Origin of the sequence: Psychrobacter sp., from assembly GCF_036731945.1 — a bacterium.
Classification (GTDB): Bacteria; Pseudomonadota; Gammaproteobacteria; order Pseudomonadales; family Moraxellaceae; genus Psychrobacter.
In genome coordinates, this window is sequence record NZ_DAINDI010000002.1 from 74,848 (window position 1) to 81,591 (window position 6,744).

Genomic DNA, 6,744 nt, shown 5'->3' on the forward strand with positions numbered 1-6,744 from the left:
TATACCGCGCGAAGAGCCTGAAGTAAAAAAGGTTGACGTTGCTTTTTCTGTCAATGAAGCGCGCTAATAAAGGAATATGATATGTTGCAAGAGCAGTGTTTATGGAACATGACCGCGCCGAATATTGACGCTTATAGCCAAATGAGTAGCGATACCCAAGCGGCGGTGTGCATCATTGGCGGCGGATATACCGGATTGTCAGCGGCGATTCATCTGGCTGAAAAAGGCGTCAAGGTTGTCTTACTTGAAAGCCAAACCATCGGTAGTGGCGGCTCGGGAAAAAGCGTTGGGCTAGTCAACGCCGGAACTTGGGCGCGCCCTGATGACTTGAATATCAGTCTGGGTGAAGTGGCCGGTGAGCGTTTGACCCAAGCGCTTGGACAAGCACCAAGTTTGGTGTTTGATCTAATCAAACGCTATGATATCGACGCCCAAGCCACCCAAGCGGGCAACCTTCACATGGCCCATAATGCCAAAGGTGAAATCGATGTCGATATCAGATACGAGCAGCTGCGACCGCGGTGCCAATGTTGAGGTATTGACTGGCAGCAAATGCCATGAATACTGCGGTACTACCAGTATCAATAAAGCCTTATTAGACCACCGCGCAGGTACCATCAATCCGCTGGCGTATGTCAGAGGCCTTGCCAAAGTCGCTACCAATCTTGGCGTGACGATCTACGAGCATTCTGGCGTTGAAACACTAGAAAAGGTGGACGGTCATTGGTATGCAAGAACCGCCAAAGCGCGCGTCAAGTCTGAGCGCGTCATCATCGCTACCAATGCCTATAGCGAAGGCGAATGGACAGAAATTAAGAAGACATTTTATTTGGTTTATTACTATCAAATCGCCTCAGAACCGCTGAGCGGCGCGGCGGCAGAGCGCATTTTACCTTATAAAACAGGGGCATGGGATACCCGCTTGGCGTTATCGAGTTTCCGCCGTGACGATGACAATCGCTTATTATTGGGCACAGTTGGTGGTACACAGATGAAACCAAAATCCTTTTATCAATCATGGGCCAATGCTGTGCAAAAGAGCTATTATCCAGATCTGCCTGCTTTTAATTGGCAGTATGAGTGGTGCGGTAGCTTTGGCTTTACCCAAGATCATATCTTTCGCGTGATGGAGCCGGATGAAGGTTTGCTGACAGCGACCGCCTATAATGGTCGCGGTATTACTACCGGTACGCTCATGGGTAAATGCTTCGCCGAGTATATATTGACCGGTAATAGAGAGAGTATTCCTATTCCATTTAAGACGTTAGAAGAAGCGAAAATCCCTTTTGCAGGCATTAAATCGGGCTTTACAGAGTTGGGGCTGACTTTGTACCATGCTGGTCAATGCCTTAAAATTATCAGATAGCATGTTTATTTACATAGTGTGGTTATTTACTTGGTTAAAATTCGACTAAACTTTTATAAATATCATAGCCAATATGGCCGTCGTTGTAAGTCATACATTTAAGCTTATCGTTAATATTATTTTTAAAATTATAAACCGTGATAAAAGCTTTAATAAATGGCGGGTTGCTTGTTAGGTTTTTTAATGTCACATTTAGGGATTGTTAATAATAAAATTACAGGACAGTTTAAGGAACATTATGCGAATTTTAGACATTCATACAGTAAAAAAACAGCTGACCATGTCGATGGCAATTGAGGCGATTGAGGAATTACTCAACGTGCAAAGCGAGCATCCGACGTGGGTTAAAACGCCTGAACGCCTTGTCATTCCGACTTTTGAGGAAAGTAGTACAAAGAGCTCCGGCAGCCATTTATCTATGCCGGCAGTGGTATTTGATGGTACTAATGAATATGCAGTCGTCAAGCTGGTCACTATCTGCCCAGACAATCCTAAGCGTGATAAACCAACCACCATGGCCAATGTCACGGTCTCAGACAATGACACAGGAGAGATGTTGGCCTTTTTGGATGGGGTATACATCACCCAAGTACGTACCGCGGCGCTGTCTGGCATCGCGACTAAACATTTAGCCAATCTTGATAGTCGAGTGGCAGCAGTGGTCGGCACGGGCGGTATGGCGTATGAGCAGCTTAACGCTATTCTTACCGTACGTCCAAATATCAAGCAGGTGAATCTTTGGAACCGAACCGAGCAGACCGCGCATAAATTTCAGGAGAAATTTAAAAAAGGCTATCCACAATGGGACGTTGATTTTACGGTGTGCGACGATATCGAAGGGGCGATTCAAGACGCCGATATTATCAATTTGGCAACGCGTGCGACGTCAGGTTTGTTCGAAGCGGCGCAGATAAAAGCCGACGCTCATATCAATGCCGTTGGCGCCTATCAAGCATCGATGAAGGAAGTCAGTAACTCGGTGATAGAAGCCAGTACGTCTGTCATTATTGACGACGCCGAGGGCGGCTTACATGAAGCGGGTGATTTGATCCAAGCTCATGAAGACGCTGATAGTACTTGGACGTGGGATAAGCTGACGGGGACGCTAAGTGATTTGGTCAATGAAAAAGTGCAAATTGACCTAAATGTCGATAAAGGTATCACGCTGTTTAAGTCGGTTGGTGCGGCAAGCTTCGATGCCGCCGTCGCTTTAAAGGTTGCTCAAAAGGCCAAAAAAGACGATTTGGGCCAGTTTGTTGCTTTATAAAAGCTGGCTGCTATTAAGGTAACAGTTTTTAAGACAACGATTTTTAAGACAACGATTTTTAAGGTAATAGTTTTATTTTGGTCTAACTGGCTTGAAGAGTATTGATATGCGCTATGACGTGATTGTGGTTGGGGCAGGCATCGTAGGAACCTCTATCGCGTGGCATCTGCAAAAAAACAACGCTCAGGTGCTGTTACTTGATAAAAAGCCCCCAGGAGAAGAAACCTCCTATGGTAATGCGGGCATTATCACCAGAGAAGCGGTCAATACCAAACCTTTTCCGCGAAGTGTTAAAGAGATTTTTAGTGTTTTGCCAAATAACCGTACCGATATTCGCTACCGTTGGTCGGCAATTTATGGTTTTCAGCGCCCTTTATTTCAGTACTGGCAGCACTCTTGTACAAAAAATGTTGAAGTCATCGATAAAGAATGGGCGACGCTGATTAAGCATTGTACCAATGAGCACGAGCCGATGATTAAAGCGGCTGGCGCAGAAGCACTGGTCAGTAAAATAGGCTGGATTGAGCTTCATCGTAACTCTATTCATTTTGAAAAAGCCATTAATAAAGCCGTAAAGGCTGCGGAGCAAGGCGTAGAGTATCAAGTGCTATCGCTAGTAGCGCTGCAAGCCCTAGAGCCCAATCTCAACGTTACCGATTATATTGGCGGTATCCACTGGAAAAACTCGTGGCAAATAAACAATCCCAGCGGTCTGGTAAAAGCCTATGCAAAAAGCTTTTCAGCGATGGCGGGCGAGATTAAGCAGTTAACCGTGACAGATATTATGCAAACGGCAGAAGGCTGGCAAGTTGTGTGCGGCGATGATACCTACGACTGTCAGCATGTCGTGATAGCGGCAGGGCCTTGGTCAGCTGAGCTTATCAAGCCACTGGGTTATAACATACCGATGTTTCCTATGCGTGGCTACCATCAGCATTTTAAGATCACGGCCAAAAACGCCCTTTCACATAGCTTGTTCGATGTCGATAAAGGGTTTGTGATGGGTGCAATGGAGCAAGGTATCAGAGTTACCACGGGTGCTGAAATGGCAAATTTAGACGCGCCAAAAAAATTCGCCCAACTAGAAGCCGTGTTGACTCATGCAAGAAAACTTGTGCCACTTGAAGATGCCGTGGAGTCTGAAGCATGGTGCGGAGCAAGGCCTTGTATGCCTGATATGAAGCCAGTTATTGGTCGTGCATCAAAACACGCTAACTTGTGGTTTGCGTTTGGTCATGCTCATCAAGGGTTGACATTGGGGCCCGTGACAGGACGTCTTATCGAAGAGATGATCCATAATAAGCCGTTATTTATCGATGCCAAGCCCTTTAGTAGTCATCGTTTTACTGCTAGTTTTTAACCGTTTTCTGCAGTAACTTTCTGCCTCTCCTGCTTCTCCTATCTTTCTTTTTTGTATCATGCATTTTACTTCTATTCCTACTGATTAATAAGCAAGATACGGTGCTCTATCGTAGCGCTTATGGCGTGCCGTTAATATTATTGATAGTCATTCAAACACCCTAAAAAAATAGAAATGAGGTAACATTAGGCTTAGGAAAGACGTGCAAATGTAAATAAAAAAGGGAGTTTAAAAATGAAAGGAATCACACGCTTCTCAAACAGCTTAATGGAGAAATATTTACCCGATCCATTTTTGTTTGTCATTATCTTGACCTTGGTTATTTTTGCCATGGGCTTAGGTCTGACCGATTCCTCACCGATACAAATGGTGGCGTTTTGGGGCGAAGGGTTTTGGGCGCTACTGGCGTTTTCAATGCAAATGGTGTTGGTGCTAGTCACAGGTTTTGTCTTGGCCAGTAGCCCGATATTTAAACAAGGGCTCGGCAAACTGGCAAGCTTTGCAAAGTCGCCCAGTAGCGCGATTATATTGGTCACCTTGGTATCCCTTGCCGCTAGCTGGATTAACTGGGGTTTTGGCTTAGTGATTGGCGCGTTATTCGCAAAAGAATTGGCAAAACGTGTCGAAAATGTGGATTACCGTTTGCTGATAGCCAGTGCGTATTCTGGTTTTATCATTTGGCATGCAGGATTCTCTGGCTCTATCCCATTATCCATTGCAACAGAAGGCCATCCATTCGTTGATAAGATTGGGGTGATTCCAACGAGTGCTACCATTTTTGCGAGCTATAATTTAATTATCGTCGCGGCATTGGTCATTATCGTGCCGTTATTAAATCGTCTGATGATGCCAAAACAAGAAGATACGGTGACAGTAGATCCGAAACTTTTAATAGACCCTATCGTTGAGGCGCTTCCAGCAAAGTCAGAGATGACCCCAGCGGAGCGTTTAGAAAACAGCTGGATTTTATCCATGGTCATCGGCTTATTGGGTATTGCTTTTATCGTTTACTATTTCGTGCAGAACGGCTTTGCTTTAACGCTCGACTTGGTGAACTTCATGTTTTTATTCCTTGGGATAATATTCCACGGAACGCCGCGTAAGTATTTAATTGCTATTCAAGAAGCGGTCAAAGGGGCGGGCGGGATTATCGTACAATTCCCATTTTATGCGGGGATTATGGGCATGATGACGGCTTCTGGTTTGGCCGGAGTGATGTCAGAAGCGTTTGTTAACGTCTCGACAGTGGATACGCTACCGCTTTTTGCTTTTTTAAGTGCAGGACTGGTTAACTTTTTCGTCCCCTCAGGTGGCGGACAATGGGCGGTGCAAGCGCCAATTATGTTAGAGGCGGCGGAGATGCTCGGTAGTGATCCGGCCAAAGTTGCGATGGCGGTAGCGTGGGGTGACGCTTGGACAAATATGATTCAACCGTTTTGGGCGTTGCCTGCCTTGGCAATCGCTGGACTCAAAGCCAAGGATATCATGGGTTTTTGTGTCATTGTGCTGATTGTCAGCGGCGTTGTGATTGGGCTGGGGTTGTTGTTTTTATAACTAAGATTGTAAGTGATGGCCTTGCCTAGTTTATAGGTAAGGCTTTTTTTTGTTTAAAAAACCATGAAATGAAGCAAACAGAGCGGCTTTTAAGCGGTAATACTTACTTTGTAAATTTTTTTTATAAAAAATTTCTCAGAGGTTATATCTGGTTTAAAAAATAAAATCTTATACAGCTTATCATTGAGGTTAATTGCGCCTAAAAATAGTTTAATAAATAAAAGTAATGATATGAAAAATTTTCTGCATTTTATTAAAAGTCATTAGAAGCGACATTGTTATTTTCGTTACTGCGAATATAAACGTCAGACTGTTGTTGTAAATGATCAATTTCCCGTTGATTGCGTTTTTTTACTTCACTAATAGCGTTGCTGAGTTGACTATTTATTTCTTCAACTTCAGTTTTCGCCAGTTCGTAATTCTCATCTGTAAGTATTGCTAATGGTTGCTTAGGTGTATCAATACTAAGTAATCCTGCCTCATTTTTAAATTCCTCTAACTTATCTTTTTTAATACCTACAAATTCTGCGTTGGAATCTCGACTTCCTTTTAATTTTTTGTCGCTTAATTGTTGTTTTTGAGTAGTTATAGTGTTTGATTTAGTTGAATCTATAACCATATTTTCGTTATTTGATACGTCAATTTTGAGCGAATTTCCAATAATTTTTGATTCAGGTTTATCAGGAAGAATTTTGTCTATTGCTTGCTTTTTATATGCTTGTGAAGGCGTTTTAGAATTATCTATTGTATTAATAGAAGATTGAGTATTAACCGAGACAAGTATACTAGGAGCACTGATGTGCTCAGTAGTTATGTTTTTGCTATGTCCCTTGTTATTTCCATCTTTCTCAGAGAAGCTGGTATAGAAAATAAATAAAACCACTATGTGCAAAAGCACTGCAAATACTATAGGGATGGACCATTTTTCAGTAAAACTAAGCATAATGAAAAATTACCTTTTTAAGTATAAAAACAGTTAACCTTCTTATATTCGCACTAAGAGATTAATAAGGTTAACTAAATCACAGGATTTAAATTAATAGTTAAATTAATAAGAGGTGTAAAACTAAAAATGATCCTACAGCTTTTATATAAGTTGAAAATTATATGAGATTTTTTGTTAGCTTATGGAGCTTTTATAATCATTTTTATCCGATGAGGCTCAATAAATTTTATCTATATTCTAATCTAAGCTTT

6 protein-coding genes are annotated in these 6,744 nt (G+C 42.6%); 5 read left to right on the plus strand and 1 reads right to left on the minus strand.

Going from position 1 to position 6,744, the window contains the following annotated elements; genetic code table 11:
• The first annotated feature begins 81 nt into the window (after positions 1–81).
• The 5 genes from V7D75_RS00795 to V7D75_RS00815 all read left to right on the plus strand — a co-directional run bounded on the left by V7D75_RS00795 (position 82) and on the right by V7D75_RS00815 (position 5,547).
• Positions 82–534: an NAD(P)/FAD-dependent oxidoreductase gene (locus V7D75_RS00795; RefSeq protein ID WP_333613007.1), complete on the plus strand. Its 453-nt coding sequence runs from the start codon at positions 82–84 to the stop codon at positions 532–534.
• Positions 488–1,366 (plus strand): NAD(P)/FAD-dependent oxidoreductase, encoded by an 879-nt coding sequence (locus tag V7D75_RS00800; RefSeq protein WP_333613008.1) that lies wholly within the window; start codon positions 488–490, stop codon positions 1,364–1,366. The genes V7D75_RS00795 and V7D75_RS00800 overlap by 47 nt, the downstream gene beginning before the upstream one ends.
• Before the next feature lie 238 nt (positions 1,367–1,604).
• Positions 1,605–2,633: an ornithine cyclodeaminase family protein gene (locus V7D75_RS00805; RefSeq protein WP_333613009.1), complete on the plus strand. Its 1,029-nt coding sequence runs from the start codon at positions 1,605–1,607 to the stop codon at positions 2,631–2,633.
• 106 nt (positions 2,634–2,739) lie between these two features.
• Positions 2,740–3,993 (plus strand): NAD(P)/FAD-dependent oxidoreductase, encoded by a 1,254-nt coding sequence (locus V7D75_RS00810; RefSeq protein ID WP_333613010.1) that lies wholly within the window; start codon positions 2,740–2,742, stop codon positions 3,991–3,993.
• 234 nt (positions 3,994–4,227) lie between these two features.
• Positions 4,228–5,547, plus strand: a complete 1,320-nt coding sequence (locus V7D75_RS00815) for a short-chain fatty acid transporter (protein ID WP_333613011.1) — start codon at positions 4,228–4,230, stop codon at positions 5,545–5,547.
• 253 nt (positions 5,548–5,800) lie between these two features.
• Here the strand turns inward: V7D75_RS00815 and V7D75_RS00820 are convergent, their stop codons facing one another.
• The gene (locus V7D75_RS00820) at positions 5,801–6,490 is read right to left on the minus strand and encodes a hypothetical protein (protein WP_333613012.1); all 690 of its coding nucleotides are present in this window, start codon (positions 6,488–6,490) and stop codon (positions 5,801–5,803) included.
• Between the last annotated feature and the right edge of the window lie 254 nt (positions 6,491–6,744).